Genomic DNA, 21,055 nt, shown 5'->3' on the forward strand with positions numbered 1-21,055 from the left:
AATTTCGTTACTCGTAAACAAAATCCGAGGGACTTGGCCCTGTGTCAACCGAAGTATGGTCATAAGCGATGACCTGGTCGGATTGGAAATGGCAATTACAAAACCGAATCACTACCCTTGGCGATTTGGAAGAAAAACTAACTCTAACAGAAGAAGAGAGGGAAAGTTTTGCCCCCGCACTTGCGGAATTTAGTTTTGCAGTCACTCCCTATTATTTGGAACGAATCGACAAAAAAAATCCCAACTGTCCCATTCGAAAACAAATCATCCCCCGAGCGGGAGAGCTTAGAAAAAAACCAAACGAAGTAGAAGATCCCCTAGCAGAAGAACGTTATATGCCGGTGAAAGGTGTCACCCATCGTTATCCAGACCGTGCGATTTGGTACATTTCTCATGTCTGTGCTGTGTATTGCCGATTTTGCACCAGGAAACGAAAGGTATCAGATCCGGAAGAAACTCCCAATCGAAGCGAATGGGAAAAGGCTCTCGAATACTTTCGCGGACATACAGAAGTAAGAGAGGTCATCATGTCCGGTGGAGATCCACTTACTTTATCCGATTCTTCTCTTGATTATCTTTTGGGGGAATTAAAGTCCATCCCTCATATCAACCAAGTAAGGATTCACACCCGCCACCCAGTCACTATGCCCATGCGACTGACAGAATCTTTAAACGAAGTTTTTGCCAAACATTTCCCTTTGTATATGGTCACTCATTTTAACCATCCGAATGAAATCTCAGATGAAACTAAAATGTATGTTATGCGAATGATAAAAACAGGTTTTGTATCTATTTTTAACCAATCTGTTTTATTATCAGGAATCAATGACGATGAAAAAATTTTGTCAGAACTCAACTACAAACTAATCAGTATAGGAATTAAACCTTATTACCTCCACCAATGTGATGAAGTATTTGGAAGTTCAGACTTTGTGGTACCTATTGAAAGAGGAATTGAAATCTATCGAAAACTTCGTGGTTATCATTCTGGAATCACAATTCCCAATTATGTAAAAGATCTTACTGGTGGTGGGGGAAAAGTGCTTCTCTCTCCTAACTATTTACAAAAGAAAACACCAAGTGGATATCTGTTTCAAAACTATTTAGGAGATGAATATGAAGTGGGACATTAAAATCATTTTTATACTTTCTTTCATTATAAGCAACGCCTGCCAAACTCTACAGGAACCACCGAAAGAAAAAAACAAAGATACTACCCTTCCTAGTCACAAGGTAGAAACAAAAAATTCTCACCTAACCAAAGAGCTACGCCTAACCTACCACGCAGTCTGGGTGGCAAAAGAAAATTTTGAACTCCTAAAATCTGGATCCATTTTTGGGACAGGGAATAGTTATGAAATTCGTTTGGGGGAAGGACAAAACATCCTTTGGTTACGTTTATCTTCCACGGACCGCGAAAACCAGTCCCAATTCCCTTATTTTTATAAAGAGGAAAACAAAAACCCAGACGTATCCTATTTTGTTTGGGGATCCAAAAAATGCAGTGTCCTTGTTTTTCCCTACAGGGACTCGCAACTTTATGCTCGTTGGGAAGGAATCCATAACGGATTTTTACTCGTTTTTGAGACCATTACTTCCCAAACCACAGATCCCAAAGAACTGGCCAAGGACCTCCACCAAATGGTCCTCCAATCTCTGGAATTGTACTAGGCACGAGAATCCCAACAAAGCCTCATTTTTTAGAAAAAAAGATTAGGCAAATAGAATGGAACCCTTAGGCTTTGAGGAGAATTTCTATGTGGCTAAAACTCGGTGAATCGGAAGTTATTAATTTGGATTACGTTGCCTCTATCAAAAAAAATCCGAACCAACCTTCGATTGAAATCATTTACCAAGATCTCAATAATGTAAAATCCCTTCCCTTCCCTGGCAAAGAAGAACGCGACCGCGCCTTCAAAGCCATTTTAGAGAATCTTTCTCGAATGAAATTATACTTTGAATGAACAATGGAATTTGAAGCACTAAACCCTAACCTCTATGCACAAGTTTTGGATGAATTAGAACTCATCCCTTCGACCAAACCTTACCAAATCCTTTTTTATGGTTCCCGCGAACGTGGGGATTTTCACCCAGAATCTGATCTCAATTTTTATTTGGTGGCTCATTCGACAGACCAGATGAAATCTCAATTCATTGATTCCATCTCCCGCGCCTTACAGAAATTAGAAGATGTTGCTCCTGTGAATATGATTGCAGGAGATGCTGATTCTCTTCGTCATCGAATCAAAATTTCGGAACCAGGAAGCTTACAACTGATGGAAGCCTCATCCGTGTTCTACGGCGAAGGCCTTTATGAAGATCTAAAAGCCGAGTGGGAAAAATGGAAAGGGCGAGAAATTCCTAAATCGGATCTCATCGCATACCTAGAAAAAAGAATTCGTTTTTTTAAACAACAAGTCACAAGAAATACAAAGGATGAAATTTCCCAACTCGAAAGGATCACTACTCTCACCCTGCATATTTGGGCCTTACAAAATATCCATGACCTAACTCATATTGAACTTTTGAAAATGGACACTCCAGACCAAGTAGCACCCCTCTTTAGTAATCTTTACAGAAAAGAAATGGAAGACTCCATTTGGGAACTTTTAGAACTCCAAACGCGTGTTCGCAAACTAAAAGTGGATATTCGTTGGAAACGAGAAGTTTCTAGAGAAGATATCCACGAAACCAAATACAAACTGATCTCATTACGTAACGATGAAGAATTTATGATGAATCTTTGGGCATAAAAAACCAAAGGTTTATCGGTTCTATATCGACTATTTTTTGGTTGATAACTTGAGAAAAACTGTATATGGAAGAACCTACCCTAGTCCTTACCTAAATCCGTAAACCCCGAAAGAAAAGATCCATATCCTCTTTCTTTCAGTTTACCTTTGGGGATAAATTCCATTGCTGCCGAATTCATACAATAACGTTTGTTTGTTGGAGCGGGTCCATCATCAAATACATGGCCCAAATGAGAATTGGCGTTTTTAGAACGTATTTCGGTTCGTGTCATCCCATAAGAATGATCAGCGACTTCCACCACATTGCCACCGACAAGTGGCTTTGTAAAACTTGGCCAACCTGTACCCGATTCAAACTTGTCTTTCGAACTAAAGAGGGGTTCTTTGGAAACAATATCAACATAGATTCCTTCTTCATGATTGTCCCAATATTCATTCTGAAAAGCAGGTTCCGTTTCACCCTCTTGTGTGACACGGTATTGAAGATCGGTGAGTTTTTTTCGGAGTTCAGGATTCTCTATTTTTTTTGGGGAATGAGACGAGGATTCAGAACAGGAAGGTAACAAAAACAACCCTAATACAAAAAAGATACTGAAGAAAAGGATAGGAATGGCTCGTTTCATAGTATTTAGACCTGTAGGATTTCAAAAATTCTGCTTTTATTTAAAGGAATACAATTTCGTCTAAGCTATGTATGATGATCGCCCCCCTTCCGAAAAATGAGACCGCACGTCTTTCGGCGTTAAAAGGGCTCGAAATACTAGACACTCCTGAAGAGGAGATGTTTGATGAAATTACAAAATTAGCATCGATGATTTGTAATGTTCCCATCTCTCTTGTAAGCCTCATTGATGAAACAAGACAATGGTTCAAATCGCATCATGGATTAGATACCCGAGAAACTCCCAGGTCCCTTGCCTTTTGTTCCCATGCGATTTTAGGGGATGAACTATTTGTTGTGCCCAATGCGAAACTAGACCCTCGGTTTAAAAATAACCCCTTAGTAAATGAAGCTCCCAATGTAATCTTCTATGCTGGGATTCCACTAGCTCTCGATGACCATATTAAACTCGGAACTTTATGTGTGATTGATAACAAACCGAGAGAACTCAATGAAAATCAAATCCAAATGCTTCGCCTTCTTGGAAAACAAACCATTCGTCTCTTACAAATGCGAAAGGCAACCGAACGTTTAGAAATAGAAAAATTATCTGCAGAAAGAGCCACCGCCGCCAAACGTGATTTTATTGCCGCGATTAGTCATGACATTAGAAACCCTTTAAATTCCCTACTCGGTATGTCCGAAATGATCCGTGAAACGGATTTAGATCCAACCATTCTCGGTTATGTGGATCATATCAAAAATGCCGGGGAAGTTATTTTACATTTAGTCAATGACACCATTGAAATCTCAAGACTTGAAGAGAACGCCAATGTTTCAAATCTTGAATGGTTTGAACTTTATCAATGTTTACATATTTTAGATTCTTTTTTCAAAACAGAAACCAGACGTAAACAATTAGAATTTAAACTTCAAAACTTTACGAATCAAAATTTACTCATTCATTCGGACAAAAGAAAAATCGAAAAGATTTTATGGAATCTAACCGCCAATGCAGTTAAATTTACAAACAATGGAGAAATCACTTGTTCCGTTTCTCTGGAAACAAAAACGAATGAAAACGGATTGTTATTGATAGAAGTAAAAGACACAGGTCCTGGCATTTCTCCTGAGGTTAAGGACAAACTCTTTCAGAAATACAACCAATTCGTTCCGGAAGGATGTGGGATTTCAGGATCTGGCCTTGGACTATCCATTGTTAAACTTTCATTGGAAGAGTTGGAGGGAACCGTTAAAGTGGAATCTAAGTTAGGTGAAGGATCGACTTTTAAAGTATCTATTCCCATCGTTTGGAAATTAGAGGAAAAAAATCGGAACTCTTCTGCTGCAGGCGTAACCAATCTGAACCAACTACCAAAATTTTCTAAACAACAAAAAGTACTTATTGCCGATGACAACGATCTTAACAGGAAAGTCCTAAAAAGTTATCTAAAACCTTTCGGATTTGAAATCAAAGAAACAAGCAATGGACTTGATACAGAAAGAGAACTACTCAATTCTCTCTACGATATCGCCTTTTTGGACATCGAAATGCCAGGGAAACACGGAACTGAAATTGCGAAGGGAATCAGCGGAAAACCAAATCGACCCGTCCTTTTTGCTTGTACTGGGCTTTGCATGCCAGAGGAAAAAGAACAAATTCTAAACTCCGGATTTGAATATTTTATGCCAAAACCCTACTTAAAAGAAGAATTATACGCACATTTGACAGACATCGCCAAAAAACACCCGTAACGTTGGCCCTTAGCGGTCTGGTAGTTTTTCCCTTTCTTTTTTAGGCCGTTTTTTTATTGTATCCTATTTTCATGACTAAGAATGACACCGAAGTTGGAAATGACTTCCAATCCTTCGGATTACGTCCTGAAATACTACAAGGAATCACTGAAGCAGGCTTCGAATCACCAAGCCCTATCCAAAAACAAGCGATTCCGCTCGTATTGGAAGGAAAAGATTTAATCGCACAAGCGCAGACCGGTACCGGAAAAACTGCAGCTTACGGACTCCCCTGTTTGAACCGAATCAATGTGAATGATGGCATGCAAGTGCTTGTCCTCACACCGACTCGTGAACTTGCCCTGCAAGTATCTGATGAACTGTTTAAATTGGGAAAACATTTAGGAATCAAAACCACAACCATTTATGGTGGTAGTTCCTATTCTAAACAAATTACACAAGTGGCCAAAGGTGCCCAAGTTGCTGTTGCAACACCAGGAAGACTTCTCGACCTTCTTAAAGGAAAAGAACTTAAAAACTTCAAACCTTCTATGGTGATTTTGGATGAAGCAGATGAAATGCTCGATATGGGCTTTATGGATGATATTGAATCCATCTTTAATCTACTGCCAACCAAACGACAAACTTTACTTTTCTCCGCAACTATGCCGGAGCCGATTAAGAAGTTGGCAAGTAAATACCAAACGCACCCTGCTCATGTAAAGATAACTCCTACTGAAAAATCTTCTAAGAACATCGAACAAGTGTACTACGTGATCGATGAAGCAGAACGTGAAATTGCTGTTGTCCGAATTTTGGATTATGAAAATCCATATAAGGCAATCATCTTCACAAAAACGAAGAAAGAAGCAGATGATTTAAAAGCTACACTTGGTTTCAAAGGATACCCTGTAGAAGCACTCCACGGAGATCTAAACCAAAAACAAAGAGAACAAGTTTTAAAAAGCCTCCACGATGGCCGAGTGAAGATCCTTGTGGCAACTGATGTGGCTGCACGTGGACTTGATGTAAAAGATTTGTCTCTTGTGATCAACTACCACCTACCTTTTGATAGCGAAAGTTATACTCATAGAATTGGTCGTACAGGTCGTGCTGGTAAATCGGGAAAAGCTGTGACTCTTGTAACAACGAGAGAATCTCGTGCCCTCATCCGACTCAAAGGAACTTCTGGAACCAATCTGACCATTGCAGCCCTTCCAACCAAAAAGGAAGTACTTGCAAGGAGAGAAGAAGACTTTTTAAACAAAGTTGTGGAAACAGAAATTCATGCAGACGCAGAAGAAGTTTTAGAAAAACTTTTGAAGTTAGACGACAAACGTTCGTTATCTTTAAAACTCCTTTCGACTATGCTCGATAAAACCAAAATCAGTGGACCGGAAAAAATCGGAAAAACACCTGCAGAATGGAGTGAAATGCCTCCTGGTGGTGGATCTGGTGGAAGACGACGTCGTGAGGAAGGTGGATCTGGTGGCGGCGGTCGCGGTGGATACCGTGGTGGCAGATCCAATAGTGATAGAAGTGAACGCGGAGAAAGAAGCGAAAGAGGTGGGGATTCTCGCCGTAGTAGCAGCTCACCTTCTTCGAAAAAAGAAGGTGGCGTTTACGTAAAGGCTGCTGGGAAAAAAACTCAGCGTTTTCGAAACAAGTAGTGGCTTACAAACCACTCCTCACCGTTTCGGTAACCCCATAACTCTGCACAGGCGAGAAAGAAAACTTTCCAATAGACAAACCATTTGGTTTTTTCTTTTTCGCCGTAAGTACTCGCAAGGATAGGCATTAGTTTATCCTTGTTAGCAATCATATTATCATACCAAGCTTCACTCGTTCTCGCATAATGAGTTCCATTCACAACCCAATGATTTTCGATGAGGAAGTCTTTTTGGAAGTATAAAAACAAATCATCCGATGGCATCTGCCCACCTGTGAAAAAATATTTTGCCATCCAATCCGTTTCATCAATGATTTCAAACGGATAAGCAAACTCTTTATGAGTGAAGATATGTACAAAAAACTTTCCATCTGCCACAAGAAACTTTGATAGTTTTTCAAATAGTTTTTCGTAGTTTTTCATATGTTCTAACATTTCTACAGAAACAATTCGATCAAACTTGTCTTTGGTGGTAAAATCGTTCATATCCTTTGTGATGATGGTTAGATTTTTTAATCCACGTTCTTTGGCCCGTTTATCGATAAATTCTTTTTGTGTACGAGAGTTGGAAACACCTGTAACCTTACATTTCGGAAATTTTTCTGCAATGTAGAGAGAAATACTTCCCCAACCACATCCTAAATCCAAAACTTTCATTCCATTTTGAATCTCTGCTCGCTCCACTGTAATTCGTAACATCTCTTCTTCGGATTCCGCAAAACTTGTATCAAGACTTTGCCAGTATCCAGAGGAATACTTCATTCTAGGTCCCATTACATAAGTAAAAAAATCACTGGGAACTTCGTAATGTTGTTCGTTTGCCGCTTCTGTATGTACGGCAATCGGAGATTTTTTTAACTCTTTCACATAATTCATTTTGTGTTGGAGCTGGGCCGTAAAACTCTCTTTTTTCTCTTGTTTGATTCGCAGATTCAAAAGTTGACGAATGCGAAATCGAATGAGCCAATCAGGAAAGATATCCTTTTCTAGCAGTGCGTTGATACTAAAAGAAGAAGTTTCTTCTTTTTTGGAAGAATCCGTAAAATTCATGTTTTATCCTTTATTATTTTTGTTTGGGAAACCAAGGGAAAAATGCATTTGTGGTGCGCATGTATTCGCGAAAAACATCTCCTTTCGAGAGGAGGGAATATTTTTCTGCAAATGGAACACCGGAAATAAATCGTAACAAGACAAACATAAAGACCGGGGTAAAGAGAGAAAGGGCCGCCCAAGGCGCAGAAAGAATCGGAATGATCCCAATCCCAAGCCATATCACCCATTCAAAAAAATAATTGGGATGCCTTGTATACTTCCAAAGACCAAGATCACAGACCTTACCTTTGTTTTTTGGATCAGCCACAAACTTGTGTAGGTCACGATCGGCGATTCCTTCCCCGATCACCCCTACCACAAAGAAAATCCAACCAATTACTACCATCAAATATCCGTTAGGTCCAAAAATCCCGGTGTTGGGAAATAAGTTCCAATTTGCTGCAAAGTAAAAAGGAAAAGAAAGGAAAAGGGCAAGGAAACCTTGTAATAGAAACACGTTGGTGAACATCTTACTATGGACTTTGTCACCGTAGTCTTTTCGAAAACCTGCATAACGTTTGTCTTCCGGGTGGTTTGTCCGAATGCGAGTCCAGTATAGGAATCCAGAGAGACGGAGGGCCCAGATCCAAACGGGAACAAGAATAGCGATTTTTGCAAAAACAGTCCCTGTTCCAAAACAAACAAGGATACTGGCAATTCCTGCGATGACAAGTCCCCAACCCACATCAATGACAGCGTAGTTGTCTCGTGATTTTCCCCAAAACCACATTAGGCACATAAAGAGAAATGCAAATATAACAGCTGCTAAATAAGAAAATAAAAGATTTTCCAAAGGATAGTTCCTCTCCCTATACCTTGGTTTAGACGATGGTCAGTGTGGTTTGAAGTCCTCATAAAGTTTTTTATAAAGTATTTTTTCTAAAATTTTAGGAGAGAGAAAGCGCATCCATTCCAAAAATTTTCCGGACAAGTTAAAAGTCACAAGCCTTGCTTCTTTGTCCTTGGCAACAGACATTAAAACATGAGCCACTTCTTTTGCGCTCTTTCGTTTTCCTTTGGCAGGAGCTTCCGATAAAACTCCACCACTTGCGTCGAGACCAGAAGTACGAAGTGCCGTATCCGTATAGGGAACACATACAAGGGATACACCAAGCCCTGATTCTAAGTTTTCGATCCGAAGGGATTCGAGTGCCGCATGTAAGGCAGACTTGGATGCAGAATATGCCGCACGACCAGGTACACCATAGAGAGCAGAGACAGTGGATGTAGTCACAATATTTCCTTTAGCAATAAGAAGCAGAGGAAGGAGTCCACGAATGAGTTGGATGGGGCCAAAAAAATTCGTAGCAAAGGTTTTGCGATACACATCCATCGAAAGGGATTCAAAACGACCATGGGCCGTGATTCCTGCATTATTAAACAATACATCAATTTTAGGAACCTGTTTTCCAATCCACTGAATGGCATCTAATACAGATGTGGGATCCGCGAGATCACAGGCCACTTTGTGAATGACAGCACCTTGGTGTTTGTTTTTGGGTTCGGTAATTTCGGCAGCCCTTCTTGCAACAAGAACCAGTTCACAGGGGAATAAGGCCAATTCTTCATACAAAGCCTTACCAATCCCACTCGTTGCTCCAGTGATCACTACCACCCTATCGTTCCAAAAATCTTTATTCATAACGCACCTTTCCTCTGATTCCCACTCGACAAAGGATCAGGAGACCTGAGGATCTGACGAGTGAATTTTGATTCTAAATGACAAGAGGGAATATGTTAAACCAAGTTTGGGAAATCCAAGGATCGTTCGGGTTAGAAAATCTAAAAAAATCAACGAGGGATCTTTCTGAATCACTAGCACCCAAGGAAGTTCTTGTTCGCCTAACTGCAACTTCACTCAATTACCGAGATTATTTAATGGTGATTGGAACTTATAACCCTAGACAAAAACTCCCTCTCATCCCTTGTTCTGATGGGGCCGGTGTGGTGGAAGCCGTTGGATCAGAGGTCAGTCTTTGGAAAAAAGGAGACCGAGTCCTTCCGATCTTTGCACAGAAGTGGATGGATGGAGCACCGAATATGGACAACCTCCGTTCGACTCTCGGTGGTCCACATGACGGCTGTTTAGCGAATTATGGAAAATTCCAAGAAGAAGGACTGGTTGCTACACCAAGCCACCTTACAGACAAAGAAGCTGCCACTTTGGGTTGTGCTGGGCTTACTGCTTACAATGCCGTTGTGAATTTTGGCGGGATTGAACCCGGATCCGATGTCCTCTGTTTAGGCACTGGGGGTGTTTCTCTATTTGCCTTACAATTTGCAAAAATGATGGGGGCTCGGGTTATCATTACCTCATCCAGTGATGAAAAATTGGCCCGTGCTAAAACCTTAGGTGCCGATGAAACGATTAATTATTCCACGAGAGCCAATTGGGAACGAGATGTTCGAAAAGCAACCAAGATGGCAGGAGCCGACCTCATCATCGAAGTGGGTGGTGCTGGCACCATGCAAAAGTCTATGATGAGTGTCAAACCATACGGAACCATTGCTCTGATCGGTGTCCTTGCTGGAGGAGAATCGAGCCTTTCTCTCTACCCGATTCTTATGCAAGGAGTCAAAGTCCAAGGTGTAATTGTGGGAAGCCGCGCCGATTTTGAAAAAATGAACCGAGCTATCGAACAAAACAAAATGAAACCAGTTGTGGACAAAGTGTTCGATTGGGAGGAAGTTCCAGAAGCCCTACAGTATTTACAAACAGGAAAACATTTTGGAAAAGTTGTGGTGAGTTGGGAATAAAGAAGTAAAGATCCAAAACCAATATCAATAACAAGGATCAAATAACGATTCACAAGTGTTTCGTATCGTAATACTTTATTTTTGGGTTGCGATTCTATCTAACAACTCTTTTAGAAGGTGGCGTTCTCCTTCCGAAAGAGAAGAAACACTAGGAAGTAAAGCCTGCATGGTAATTGCTGCGGATACAATCTCGGAGCTTGCATTTTTTTGAAGTGGATCATGATTTGTAATGGCCGAAACCACTACCTCACGTGCATCATAAGATAGATTGATATCACGTATATCTTCTGGCATCGCAAGTAAGCTGAGTACGATTCCAGAACTAAAGGAATAAATCAATTCTGCCGCACGTTTTTCAGTCACCTTGAGTTGTCCTTCGACCGCAATACGATGGATTAGCTCACCGAGAAGTTGTTTTGATTTTTCGATGACAGGTAAATTTAATTCCGGCCTCGGTTCACCAAACATCAATACATAAAGGACTGGGTTTTCAAGTCCAAAGTTGATATGGGAATCCCAGGCCCTACGTAGGTCTTCCACAGGATCAGAACTTGGTTTTTGTTCCTTCTTTTTGTTAAAGGCAGCGACAAATCCAGACTCAGCTACGGCATCGAGTAGTCCGCGCATGTCACCAAACAAACGATAAAGAGTCGGTGCTTGCACCTTTGCTGCAGCAGAGACACTCCTCGTCGTTAAGGCCTCTCGACCGCCTTTTTTTAATACACCAAGAGCCGCTTTTATAATCCGCTCACGAATATCATTTCGGGATGCACTCACTGCAGGTGTTTGGCCTGCTAACTTATTCTTAGACACGATACACTGCTACTTTTAATTCAAATTCTTCGGAACACCTATAACTTAGAAAAGAATGTGGACTTTGTCGATGATTAAAAATTTCGACATAACATTGAAACTCCAAACTTACATTCACCTTTTTTGATTTTTGTCTCTGGTGCCAAATCAAGTCAGACTTTACCTAATTTAAGACCGTATATTGATTCTTTCTTCCCAATTTTTTCGATGAAGGAGGGAAAATTTGATTGCAGGCACATGTTATCTGTGATAAACAAATATTGTTATCAATGATAACAATATTTGGGTCTGGAATCAAACGGACCCAAGACAAAAAGGAAAGGGGCAATATGTCTAATAAAATCTGGCTCATTACTGGAAGTTCTCGAGGTTTTGGTCGCATCTGGACGGAAGCTGCACTCAAACGTGGCGACAAAGTGGCGGCCACCGCACGTTCTTTATCAAACTTAGCAGACCTGAAGGAAAAATATGGTGATCAAGTTCTAACTTTAGAGCTCGACGTAACAAAACCCGATCAGGTCAAACGTGTGGTGGAAGAAGCCCATGCGCACTTTGGCAAATTAGATATCATTTTGAACAATGCTGGATATTCACTTGTGGGCACCATAGAAGAAGCAAGTGGAGATGAAGTCAGGGCTCTTTATGAAACTAATATTTTTGGCCCACTCTCTGTCATCCAAGCCGCATTACCGTTATTACGCAAACAAGGTAGCGGTCATATCGTTGGTATTTCCAGTACTTTGGGACTTGTATCGATGCCATTGATTGGATACTACTGTTCTTCCAAATGGGCGTTCGAATCGATCCATGAAAGTTTGGCGATGGAAGTGAAACCTTTTGGTATCAAAGTAACCATTGTAGAACCAGGTGCTTATGCCACCGAGTTTGGAAGCCCCGCTTCATTGAAGTTTGCCACTGGACTTGATATCTACTCAGATCTTAAAAATCAGTTCCAAGAGAGAATGAAGAGTATGGAACGTGGGAATCCGAATGCAACACCTGAAGCTTTGTTCAAAATGATCGATGCAGAAAATCCACCTCTTCGATTTTTTCTGGGAAATCAAAATTTGCCTTTGGTAAGAGAAACCTATGCCAATCGTCTAGCCACTTGGGAGGTTTGGCAGGAAATTTCAGACGCAGCACAGGGATGATTGTAAAAAGAGGACCATCTGGAAATTCTAATTTCCTATTTCCTTATATTTCTGGATGAGACGTCCAAAAGAAAAGATAATTAAGTTGGTACATTCCGGGCATTACCAGCTTATCTGAGTTAGTTTAAACTTCTTTTAATTTTACTAATTCTTTCATTGTACGAAACTCTAAATCCGCTACCGTATGAAGAAGAACTTTAATTTCACTGAGGGCACTCTCCTCTCCCCTTTTTCCCAAGGTATCAAACAAGGAGGCAATATTTGTCCAGTGGTCTGCAATCTCTTTGAATTGGAGATAAGCATTTTTAATAATAGGATCTTTTGTTAGTTCATAAGATTCATAAAGAAAGTCTCTATACAAATTACGAAAAATAGCTCCACCCGTCCCAGCTTTTTCCATCATCATCGCAGTGGTTCCAAAATCTCTTGGAATGTCCTTGGAAGAATGGTACCATTTCTCCAAATAGGTTGCTAGTTTTTTAATCCCTTTATAGGAAACATTGGTAATTGGAGGATTTACATATTCACGTGCATTGTTTTTTGCCGCAAGGACCACAACCTTATCCAAGTTAATTTGTTTTTTCCCCGGCCCAATCGTATAAAAGAGATTTTTAGATGCCATTGGTCCTTTTTCGTTTCTTGCCAATTCCAAACTTTTTAAGGAAGTTTGTACCTTGGTCCCTTGTTGTTTTGTATCTACCAAATATGCATTTTTATCGTCGTATCCATATAAAGCAGCATAATGACCTGCAAAATGAAAGGGTTTGGAAAAATATTCCAAATGAAAACAATCTAACTTTAAACCAACGGGTGTTCCGGAATCAATCATATCCCGAACCGATGACCAAGCCTTTGACTTTGAAGATGTTTCCGAAATTTTAAGATCCAATTTTAGATTTTTTGTTATATTTTTTGTGAGTTCATCTGGTTTAATTCTCCCACCAATAAAGGGGTAGTCCATCGACTTCATATTCCAAAAGATAAAGCTAAGCCCTTCGCCAATGCCAAATAATATGGGTTCAGTGAGATCGATCCCAATATGTTTTAGAAGTGTCCCTGTAGTTGTGGTTTCACAGTGAACTCCTATAAAAGGAGAAAGTTTATTTATGATCATAGCTTAAATGATTTCCAACGTTGTAATGGTTTCGCATCAGTGACTACTTGTCAGAAAGGTATTTGGATTCATGTTACTTTAAAAGTTTAACCAAGCCCTACATCGAGAGCCATCATAAGAACAAATCCAAACATGGCACCGAGGGTCGACATTTCCGTTTCCTTACCCGTATGAGATTCGGGAATCAGCTCCTCCACTACCACAAAAATCATAGCACCCGCTGCAAAGGAAAGTGCAAACGGTAATAAACTTTCCACATAAAACACAAGGGCGGCTCCTAAAATTCCACCGATCGGTTCCACAAACCCAGAGAGTTGTCCATACCAAAAACTTTTCCTGGCACTAAATCCCTCGCGTAACAAAGGAATGGAAACAGCAGCCCCTTCTGGAATATTTTGGATGCCGATTCCAAAAGCGACAACAACTGCTGCCATCAGTGCTTCATATGTAAACCCATCACCAAGCGCGCCAAAGGCGACCCCCACGGCCAAACCTTCCGGAATGTTATGAAGAGTGATCGCAAGAATTAAAAGTAAACTTCTTTGAAAAGAAGACTTCCCTCCTTCCAAACGATTTTCTTCTAAACCAACATGTAAATGTGGAAGGAGTTTATGTAATAAATACAAAGAAAGCCCACCAGATAAAAAACCGAGACTTACATGAAACCAAGCAAGATTTCCAGCACGTTCAGAAAGTTCAATCGATGGTAAAAGAAGAGACCAAAAACTAGCCGCAATCATAATCCCAGAAGCAAAACCAAGCATGGCATTAAAGACAGGTCTTGGCACCGTGCGAAAGAAAAAAACAAAACCGGCACCGAAAGCAGTGCAAAACCAAGTAAACCCAGTGGCAAGAAGTGCCAAAACCACTGGATGTAGAGATAGAAAAAAATCGAACATCTATTTAGCTGGCATCATTCCGACAAAGAGAGAACTCATTTCTTTGGCTCGCCAAAGTCCATCGGTATCTTTTTCCATAGATACAGGTCGATAACTGGAAGCACCGCGAGTCGCTACAAAAAGTTTTAGTTTCCCCGTTGATTCCTCTCCCGAATATGGGTTGGTAAATGTTTCCACTGTCAAAGGACTACTCGGCGTATAACCGTTAGCTGGTTCTGCCCCTTTCCAATAACCATTGGATAACATTTTATATTTATCAAGTTGCCCTAACAAATATTTGTCACTTCCTCCTAAGTCCATTCCCTCTACGGCGGAAGGTTTGGTAGACTTTTGTCTGTTTTTGGAGAGGACAGAAAGGATCACGGCTTTCGTTCCCAAGTCCTGATTTTTGCCATAAATAGAAATGGCAAGGACTAACATTGCAACTCCTCCTTCTGGTGTGGAGGCCACTTTCGATTGTAATGATTTGAATTCATCTACAGTGGTAGGTTCGGTAGATATACTAACAGGATTTCTCTCTGTCAAGTTTTGAGCCACAATGGGTAAGGAAAAACAAAATACTAATAAACAAGTGATCGTTTTCATGGTCGAGAATACTAGAATCATTATGATTTGGTTTCAATCCTTTTTCTTCATTTTTTTCTTTACCAAATGACTAGAAGCGGTAAACTTCTTTTATGAAAAAAATATTCTTTATTTCTCTCTTTTTTCTTCCTTTCCTTATCACCTCACAGACATTAAAGGATGCAAAAGAATTCCAAGCACTCTCCAAAAAAATGTGTGCAAAATCGTCTGAGTGTATGAAAGAAAAACTAAAAGACCTTCCCGCAGACCAAAGGAAAATGATCGAGTCTCAATTTGTCAATGGGAACGTCTGCGAATCTCGTTATAAAAACTACGTTGTAGAAGGCCAAAAACCGGCAAACAACCAACCCACAAAAAAACTCACCAAACAAGATTTAGAAGACATGAAAAAATGTGCCAAAGATATGGCTGCCTTTTCCTGTGCCGACTTAGAAGAAGGAAAAGTTCCAGAGTCTTGCGAAAAATTCCAAGAAGAAGATTAATCCAAATAATCTACACTTCCATCCAATACGGGCTAACCTCGTTTAGCCCGTTTTTTCCTGATAATTTCAAAATCAGTCGGTCCATACCAATCGAAATTCCAGAACAATTTGGAAATCCATTTTCTAAACATCCAAGAAAATCTTCATCCATAGGGAAAACTTCTTTCCCCAATTTTGCACGTAACTCCTGTTCATCGCTAAAACGTTTTTTCTGTTCCTCTACGTCGCTAAGCTCATAAAATGCATTGGCAAGTTCCAGTCCGTCCCAATAAATTTCAAATCGTTTGGCAACTCCATCTACAATTTTGGCAAGGGCCGCACATTCAGGTGGATAGTCGTATAAAAAAACAATCCCTTCACCTAATTTTGGTTCTACTAGGTTTAAAAAAACCAAAAAGAATAAATCTTCATATTGCCACCGATTCAGTTCTGATACGGGTGTATTCGATAGTTTTTTGGAGGTAATGGTTTTGATTAGATCTTCTTTTAAAAAACCATGTCCAAGGTTTTGCAAAAAAACTTCTTCCACAGAGAGGTGACGAATCCATTTGGGATTTGTAAGGTTTTTCTTATCTTTTTCTCTTCCCAAAGCAGAAATCAATTCTCTCAGGAATTTTTCTATAAAATGACGTAAAATCACATCATCCATTTCTTTTGCATAGAGTTCTAACATTACAAACTCTTTCGAATGAACCCCACTTCCCATCTCTCCCGACCGGTAAGTATGAGCGAGTTCAAAGATTCGATCGAGCCCAGTTGCCATCATTTGTTTTAAACTGTATTCGGGAGAAGTGATGAGATATCCTTTTTCCCTACCGTTAGGGGAACGCACTTCAAACGGATCTAAATATGGTTCCATACCTACTACGGGTTTGAATGTCGGCGTATCTACCTCCAAAAACTCATTTCTCGAAAGAATCTCACGTACCATTTTGAAAACTTGAGATCGAAAAATAACTGTATCTTTTGAGAGAGAAATCATACCATTACCTCCAATGGCAAAAAAAACAAAATACCTGAACATACGAGAAGTTCAAAACGCGTATGAAATTGTCATTTTGTCTAAAGACGTTCATCAAGAATTAGAAGAAGAATTGGATTCTGTCATGCATATGTTGTTCTTCCAAACAAGGTCTCATATCCAAATGGATCTTTCCAACCTTCCTTACCTTCCCATCACTCTTCTCACTAAACTTTTAAATATGGCTCGTGACCTAAGATTAAAAAAAAGGGTTCTAGTATTACTCGGATTACCCATTTCTAGTTATATGTATTTAAAACGATTTGACCTAGTTCGACTTGTGTTTCCAAGTCCAGCGATCCTTAAAGAGTCTCATCGAGTTCCCAGGGGATAATTTCTAAATTCACACCCAGTTCACCTAACAAAAGCATAGTTCTTTTGTCGAGAACCACTCCTTTTGTGAACTCAGAGGCAAACTCTACAGAAACGTAAATGGTAGATTCATAGTTTTCGGTGAATTCTTTTAGTTCTTTTCGAACAGGTGCTAAAGTTTTAAGCAAATCCCAAATATGATCCAATGCAGGGAATTCAGGTCCCAATTTAGAATTGATCTGCCAATGACTCGGAATTGTCATATTTTCGATGTCTTTTACATCCGCTCCGTGGTAATAGTCCGGTTGGATGCCCAATTTTTCCGTCAGTTCCTGCGGCTTTAGCCTCGGACCTGTGATGGCGAACATCGCCCACGATTTTGCTTCTCTTTGTGTTCCCGATTCCATTTTTTACTTTTTTTTTCTACTACAAGAACCAAATTGAGAAAGAACTCAAGGGAAAAACATGAAAAATATTTTGGTAATTGAGGACGATCCGGATATTGGGAACCTAATTCGGAAATCTCTCGATTCTGCTCACTATACAACCTCCGTCTTTGAAAACGGCGAAGAAGGTTTGAAATTTTACAAGTCCAATCATCCTGATTTAGTGATTCTGGATTTATCTCTACCGGACATTGATGGTATGGAGATTTGCCGTAGTATCCGAAAAGCCGATGAAAGTACTCCGATTTTCATTTTATCTGCAAGGACAGAAGAAATCGATCGCATCATGGGACTTGAGTTAGGCGCTGATGATTACATCACAAAACCTTTTTCAGTTCGTGAACTAAAAACACGAGTGGATGTTTTCTTTCGTAGATGGGACAAAAAAATTGGGATCAAACCCAACGTGGGCCAAGCAGGAGAAATCATTCGCGGAGCTCTAAAGATTGATTCCATCCGCAGACGTGTGACTCTGAACGAAAACATCATCAATATTTCTAGAAAAGAATTTGACATCTTACAACTGCTAGCTGGATCTCCGGGGAAAGTTTTTTCTCGCGAAATGATTTTGGAATCAGTTTGGGGAGTGGAATGGGATGGATTTGAAAGGATGATCGACAGTCATATCAAACGCATTCGTTCTAAACTAGAAAAAAACTCTGCTCAACCAGAATGGATCGAAACCATTTGGGGAATCGGATATCGTTTCACTGACAACTTTGAGAACATAGTCGTTCCAGAATAAAAAACATTATGGAAGAAGTGAAGAAGGACAAATCCCTCATCGACGAAATCAAGTTGTATGAGAAAAAAGCCAAAGAAATTGAACAAAGAGCCAAGGAGAAGTATATGGAACAAGTAAGCGACATCAAACAAAAGTTAGGTAAAGCCAGTGAAGAGGCTTCTATCAAAGCAAAAGAAGTCATAGACAATGTAGGATCTTATGTAAAAGAGCACCCACAAAAAGCCGCAATCATTGGATTTGGCGTTGGTCTTGGTCTTGGACTCGCTCTTGGTTGGTTCTTTAAGAAGAAATAATTGGACGAGAAACACACAAAACATCGCAAAAAAGGCGGAATCAAAGCCGCCTTCGAAGAATTAGTCGCCAAGCTTGTTGCTTATGGCGAAGTGATGGTGATTTACATTCAGAAAAATCTCCAAATTTATATTAGAAATTTGGTTTTGTCTTCTGTTTGGATTTTCACTGCTCTTTTCCTAATCTTCCTCGGTCTTATATACATATCCTACGGTGTGTATTTAAGCATTCAGAAGTTTTTAGCGGCAGGAGATCCCATCCTTTCTAGTTTTGGAACAGGATTTGGATTTTTAATTTTTGCAATTTTCTTTTTATCACTGGTTCTAAAGAAAAAATAAGCACATGAGATTTAATCCCCTAACAGACCACGAACGGTATTTAGACAAAGATCCAAAAGAAATGTCTCTCACTGAACTTAGGATGTTACTGAAAATCAAACGAATGGATTTACAAATTGGTTGGAATGAGTTTGAAGGCAAAATCAAATTCTGGCAACGAGTGGTTAGGTCCGTTCGAGAATCAGGAATGGTAGACCAAGTAAAAGAAGGATTTCAATCCTACTTACAAAATAAATCCCCAAAAGAATAAGGGTTTCCCCACGCAAAGCCGATCATTGTAAAAACAAAGAAGGACTTCCTATGGCTTCAGATGAAATCTTAGTATTTACCACAATCGGCGATCGCGATATGGCCGAAGAACATATCTCCGAAATGTTAGAACAAGGAATCATCGTTTCAGGAACCATCTTCCCAGAAGTGGAACTTGTTTATTTATGGGAAGGAAAAATCACGGTTGATACCGAAAACAAAATCCTTCTCAAAGCAAAAGCTGACAAGTACAATGCGATCGAAGAATACATTATGAAACGTCATCCTTACATTGCTCCAGAAATCATTCGTATGGACGTAAGTTTTGGTAGCCCCGCCTATAAAGCGTTTGTTGCCGACAAAATCAAAAAAAATAGTTAGATTCAAATAATAAATACCCAAAAGCCAATCGCTTTCTTTCGATTCTTCCCTTGACGAAACACGATTGGTGGCTGTAGAACCATCTCTGATTCTATTTCCTCAAGTGGGCGCCTCGAATCTATTTCTCTACCAACCTTCCTTTTCTAGAAACGACCGGGCGTACTACGGGGTCCGCATTCGCTCCCGTCTGCCTAAAGGCAGACCAAGCCCTTGGTATGCCCTGGCGCGGGATTCTCCCTGGATTCTTTCGAAACTACACTCCCGATCAAAAAAAGTGTTGCCAAATAACTACATATAATTGCGTAGTCAGATGGCTACACAATGGATTTACGAAGAGATGTTTTTCAGGCAATTGCAGATCCCACTAGGCGGGCCATCCTCCTCCTAGTGGCCACCCAGTCTATGACGGCAGGTGCCATTGCCTCACAGTTTGATACCAAACGACCTACCGTTTCCAAACATTTACAAATTTTAACTGAATGTGAATTGTTAAAAAAGGAACCTAACGGTCGTGAGATTTATTACCATCTAAACCCAAACAAAATGAAAGAGATTGCAAACTTCATTGAACCTTTCCAAAAACTTTGGGATGACCGGTTTAACAAGCTGGAATCGGTAATGAAAAATTACCAAAAAAAAAATTGAATTTCGAAACAACAAACCTAGAGGAGAAATGAATGGAACTCAAAACAAAAGTGTATGCAGAAGACGGCCAACAAGAGTTAAGAATCGAACGAGAATTTGATTTACCAACTTCTTTAGTATTTAAAGCTCACACGGAACCTGAACTCATCGAACAATGGATGGGAAACAAGGTCCTTAAGTTTGAAGCAAAAAATCATGGAAGTTGGATCTTTGAAACGAAAAATCCAGAAGGAGTCGTATTGTTTCGAGCCAATGGAGTTTTACTCAATATCAAAGAAAATGAAAGTTTTGTGCGTACCTTCGAAATGGAAAATACAGGTTTCCCGATTCAACTTGAGTTTTTTGAATTTCAGAAAATTTCGGAAACCAAAAGCAAACTCGTTATGCATATTATTTATAAGTCAGTCGAACAAAGAGACCAAATTTTAAAGATGCCATTTGCTAAGGGAATCAATATGGCGCATAACCGATTGGAAGAAATAATCAAAGGTTAAGATTGATTCGGAATTATATTTTAATTTAGGAGAAATGAGATGTCAGAAAAAACTAAAAAAATTGTTTATTGGTTCTTTACCCTATGGTTGTCACTCGGGATGGTATCCACTGCGATTGTACAACTAATCAAACTTCCCGAAGAAGTAGAAAAAATCAACCAACTAGGTTACCCTACTTACTTTCTTACGCTTCTTGGGGTTTGGAAACTGCTCGGTGTTGTGGCAGTTTTATCACCAAAATTTGTTTTGTTGAAAGAATGGGCTTATGCTGGATTTTTCTTTGCCATGTCTGGGGCAGCCATTTCCCATATCGCCTGTGGCCATCCATTCGGAGAAATTTTTCCTTCTTTGCTACTTTTATCACTCACAGTGATTTCTTGGTATTTACGACCTGAAGGTAGAAAAATCAAAAGCGAATAGTGACTGAAACCATTTTCCAAAAAACGATTTTGGATCAACTTACCTTCAAACAAAGTTGGTCCA

At 39.9% G+C, this 21,055-nt stretch carries 28 protein-coding genes; 18 read left to right on the top strand and 10 right to left on the bottom strand.

Annotated features, from left to right (window positions below; genetic code table 11):
• The first annotated feature begins 68 nt into the window (after window positions 1-68).
• The 4 genes from EHR07_RS02240 (at window position 69) to EHR07_RS02255 (ending at window position 2,753) form a co-directional block, all read left to right on the top strand.
• Window positions 69-1,133 (top strand): KamA family radical SAM protein, encoded by a 1,065-nt coding sequence (locus EHR07_RS02240; RefSeq protein ID WP_135743577.1) that lies wholly within the window; start codon window positions 69-71, stop codon window positions 1,131-1,133.
• Window positions 1,117-1,671, top strand: a complete 555-nt coding sequence (locus EHR07_RS02245; protein ID WP_135743578.1) for a hypothetical protein — start codon at window positions 1,117-1,119, stop codon at window positions 1,669-1,671. Before EHR07_RS02240 ends, EHR07_RS02245 begins: the two co-directional genes overlap by 17 nt.
• Before the next feature lie 86 nt (window positions 1,672-1,757).
• Window positions 1,758-1,964 carry a hypothetical protein gene (locus EHR07_RS02250; protein WP_004787999.1) on the top strand — a complete coding sequence of 69 codons (207 nt, stop codon included), beginning with the start codon at window positions 1,758-1,760 and terminating at the stop codon, window positions 1,962-1,964.
• Window positions 1,965-1,967: 3 nt separating this feature from the next.
• Complete coding sequence (locus tag EHR07_RS02255; protein ID WP_135743579.1) at window positions 1,968-2,753, top strand: hypothetical protein; 786 nt, start codon at window positions 1,968-1,970, stop codon at window positions 2,751-2,753.
• 80 nt (window positions 2,754-2,833) lie between these two features.
• Here EHR07_RS02255 and msrB read toward each other — a convergent pair whose 3' ends face one another.
• A complete protein-coding gene (msrB, locus tag EHR07_RS02260; protein ID WP_135743580.1) occupies window positions 2,834-3,376 on the bottom strand; it encodes a peptide-methionine (R)-S-oxide reductase MsrB in 543 nt (180 codons plus the stop codon).
• Window positions 3,377-3,447: 71 nt separating this feature from the next.
• On the opposite strand from msrB, the gene EHR07_RS02265 reads away from it, so the two are divergent.
• Window positions 3,448-5,109 carry a hybrid sensor histidine kinase/response regulator gene (locus EHR07_RS02265; RefSeq protein WP_135743581.1) on the top strand — a complete coding sequence of 554 codons (1,662 nt, stop codon included), beginning with the start codon at window positions 3,448-3,450 and terminating at the stop codon, window positions 5,107-5,109.
• 71 nt (window positions 5,110-5,180) lie between these two features.
• On the top strand, window positions 5,181-6,758 hold the full coding sequence (locus EHR07_RS02270; RefSeq protein ID WP_135743582.1) for a DEAD/DEAH box helicase: 1,578 nt from the start codon (window positions 5,181-5,183) through the stop codon (window positions 6,756-6,758).
• Here EHR07_RS02270 and EHR07_RS02275 read toward each other — a convergent pair.
• Genes EHR07_RS02275 through EHR07_RS02285 form a run of 3 tightly spaced genes read right to left on the bottom strand, consistent with a single transcriptional unit; the run spans window position 6,737 to window position 9,491 of the window.
• Window positions 6,737-7,807 (bottom strand): SAM-dependent methyltransferase, encoded by a 1,071-nt coding sequence (locus EHR07_RS02275; protein WP_135743583.1) that lies wholly within the window; start codon window positions 7,805-7,807, stop codon window positions 6,737-6,739. The two genes, EHR07_RS02270 and EHR07_RS02275, sit on opposite strands and share 22 nt — an antisense overlap.
• Before the next feature lie 13 nt (window positions 7,808-7,820).
• The gene (locus EHR07_RS02280) at window positions 7,821-8,642 is read right to left on the bottom strand and encodes a DUF1295 domain-containing protein (protein WP_135743584.1); all 822 of its coding nucleotides are present in this window, start codon (window positions 8,640-8,642) and stop codon (window positions 7,821-7,823) included.
• Between the two features lie 39 nt (window positions 8,643-8,681).
• Complete coding sequence (locus tag EHR07_RS02285; protein ID WP_135743585.1) at window positions 8,682-9,491, bottom strand: SDR family NAD(P)-dependent oxidoreductase; 810 nt, start codon at window positions 9,489-9,491, stop codon at window positions 8,682-8,684.
• 92 nt (window positions 9,492-9,583) lie between these two features.
• Here EHR07_RS02285 and EHR07_RS02290 point away from each other — a divergent pair, with 92 nt between their 5' ends.
• The gene (locus tag EHR07_RS02290) at window positions 9,584-10,606 is read left to right on the top strand and encodes a zinc-dependent alcohol dehydrogenase family protein (RefSeq protein ID WP_208739677.1); all 1,023 of its coding nucleotides are present in this window, start codon (window positions 9,584-9,586) and stop codon (window positions 10,604-10,606) included.
• Between the two features lie 75 nt (window positions 10,607-10,681).
• Here EHR07_RS02290 and EHR07_RS02295 read toward each other — a convergent pair whose 3' ends face one another.
• The gene (locus EHR07_RS02295; RefSeq protein WP_208739679.1) at window positions 10,682-11,419 is read right to left on the bottom strand and encodes a TetR/AcrR family transcriptional regulator; all 738 of its coding nucleotides are present in this window, start codon (window positions 11,417-11,419) and stop codon (window positions 10,682-10,684) included.
• A 329-nt stretch (window positions 11,420-11,748) separates the two neighbouring features.
• Between EHR07_RS02295 and EHR07_RS02300 the strand changes: the two genes are divergently transcribed.
• On the top strand, window positions 11,749-12,570 hold the full coding sequence (locus tag EHR07_RS02300; RefSeq protein WP_135743587.1) for an SDR family NAD(P)-dependent oxidoreductase: 822 nt from the start codon (window positions 11,749-11,751) through the stop codon (window positions 12,568-12,570).
• Between the two features lie 124 nt (window positions 12,571-12,694).
• Here the strand turns inward: EHR07_RS02300 and EHR07_RS02305 are convergent, their stop codons facing one another.
• The 3 genes from EHR07_RS02305 to EHR07_RS02315 all read right to left on the bottom strand — a co-directional run bounded on the left by EHR07_RS02305 (window position 12,695) and on the right by EHR07_RS02315 (window position 15,189).
• Window positions 12,695-13,684 carry a BtrH N-terminal domain-containing protein gene (locus EHR07_RS02305; protein WP_135743588.1) on the bottom strand — a complete coding sequence of 330 codons (990 nt, stop codon included), beginning with the start codon at window positions 13,682-13,684 and terminating at the stop codon, window positions 12,695-12,697.
• 86 nt (window positions 13,685-13,770) lie between these two features.
• Complete coding sequence (locus EHR07_RS02310; RefSeq protein ID WP_135743589.1) at window positions 13,771-14,583, bottom strand: ZIP family metal transporter; 813 nt, start codon at window positions 14,581-14,583, stop codon at window positions 13,771-13,773.
• A complete protein-coding gene (locus EHR07_RS02315) occupies window positions 14,584-15,189 on the bottom strand; it encodes a DUF6935 domain-containing protein (protein ID WP_425270279.1) in 606 nt (201 codons plus the stop codon).
• Window positions 15,190-15,260: 71 nt separating this feature from the next.
• Here EHR07_RS02315 and EHR07_RS02320 point away from each other — a divergent pair, with 71 nt between their 5' ends.
• Window positions 15,261-15,650 (top strand): LA_2478/LA_2722/LA_4182 family protein, encoded by a 390-nt coding sequence (locus EHR07_RS02320; protein WP_135743590.1) that lies wholly within the window; start codon window positions 15,261-15,263, stop codon window positions 15,648-15,650.
• A gap of 10 nt (window positions 15,651-15,660) precedes the next feature.
• Here EHR07_RS02320 and EHR07_RS02325 read toward each other — a convergent pair whose 3' ends face one another.
• Window positions 15,661-16,632 (bottom strand): amino acid--tRNA ligase-related protein, encoded by a 972-nt coding sequence (locus EHR07_RS02325; RefSeq protein ID WP_135743591.1) that lies wholly within the window; start codon window positions 16,630-16,632, stop codon window positions 15,661-15,663.
• A 13-nt stretch (window positions 16,633-16,645) separates the two neighbouring features.
• On the opposite strand from EHR07_RS02325, the gene EHR07_RS02330 reads away from it, so the two are divergent.
• Complete coding sequence (locus EHR07_RS02330) at window positions 16,646-17,005, top strand: hypothetical protein (RefSeq protein WP_135743592.1); 360 nt, start codon at window positions 16,646-16,648, stop codon at window positions 17,003-17,005.
• Here EHR07_RS02330 and EHR07_RS02335 read toward each other — a convergent pair.
• On the bottom strand, window positions 16,974-17,390 hold the full coding sequence (locus EHR07_RS02335) for a DUF4279 domain-containing protein (protein ID WP_135743593.1): 417 nt from the start codon (window positions 17,388-17,390) through the stop codon (window positions 16,974-16,976). The genes EHR07_RS02330 and EHR07_RS02335 overlap by 32 nt on opposite strands.
• A gap of 58 nt (window positions 17,391-17,448) precedes the next feature.
• Between EHR07_RS02335 and EHR07_RS02340 the strand changes: the two genes are divergently transcribed.
• The 8 genes from EHR07_RS02340 (at window position 17,449) to EHR07_RS02375 (ending at window position 20,992) form a co-directional block, all read left to right on the top strand.
• Window positions 17,449-18,174, top strand: a complete 726-nt coding sequence (locus tag EHR07_RS02340; RefSeq protein ID WP_135743594.1) for a response regulator transcription factor — start codon at window positions 17,449-17,451, stop codon at window positions 18,172-18,174.
• Between the two features lie 8 nt (window positions 18,175-18,182).
• Complete coding sequence (locus EHR07_RS02345) at window positions 18,183-18,467, top strand: DUF883 family protein (RefSeq protein WP_135743595.1); 285 nt, start codon at window positions 18,183-18,185, stop codon at window positions 18,465-18,467.
• Entirely contained in the window at window positions 18,468-18,803 is a 336-nt protein-coding gene (locus EHR07_RS02350; protein WP_135743596.1) for an LBF_4227 family protein, read from the top strand.
• A gap of 4 nt (window positions 18,804-18,807) precedes the next feature.
• Entirely contained in the window at window positions 18,808-19,053 is a 246-nt protein-coding gene (locus EHR07_RS02355) for a hypothetical protein (RefSeq protein WP_135743597.1), read from the top strand.
• 50 nt (window positions 19,054-19,103) lie between these two features.
• Window positions 19,104-19,433: a divalent-cation tolerance protein CutA gene (gene cutA / locus EHR07_RS02360; protein WP_135743598.1), complete on the top strand. Its 330-nt coding sequence runs from the start codon at window positions 19,104-19,106 to the stop codon at window positions 19,431-19,433.
• Window positions 19,434-19,754: 321 nt separating this feature from the next.
• Window positions 19,755-20,078 carry an ArsR/SmtB family transcription factor gene (locus EHR07_RS02365; RefSeq protein WP_135743599.1) on the top strand — a complete coding sequence of 108 codons (324 nt, stop codon included), beginning with the start codon at window positions 19,755-19,757 and terminating at the stop codon, window positions 20,076-20,078.
• A gap of 32 nt (window positions 20,079-20,110) precedes the next feature.
• Entirely contained in the window at window positions 20,111-20,572 is a 462-nt protein-coding gene (locus EHR07_RS02370) for an SRPBCC family protein (protein ID WP_135743600.1), read from the top strand.
• A gap of 39 nt (window positions 20,573-20,611) precedes the next feature.
• Window positions 20,612-20,992 carry a DoxX family protein gene (locus EHR07_RS02375; RefSeq protein WP_135743601.1) on the top strand — a complete coding sequence of 127 codons (381 nt, stop codon included), beginning with the start codon at window positions 20,612-20,614 and terminating at the stop codon, window positions 20,990-20,992.
• Window positions 20,993-21,055: the final 63 nt, after the last annotated feature.

It is taken from the genome of Leptospira bandrabouensis (genome assembly GCF_004770905.1).
GTDB lineage: Bacteria > Spirochaetota > Leptospiria > Leptospirales > Leptospiraceae > Leptospira_A > Leptospira_A bandrabouensis.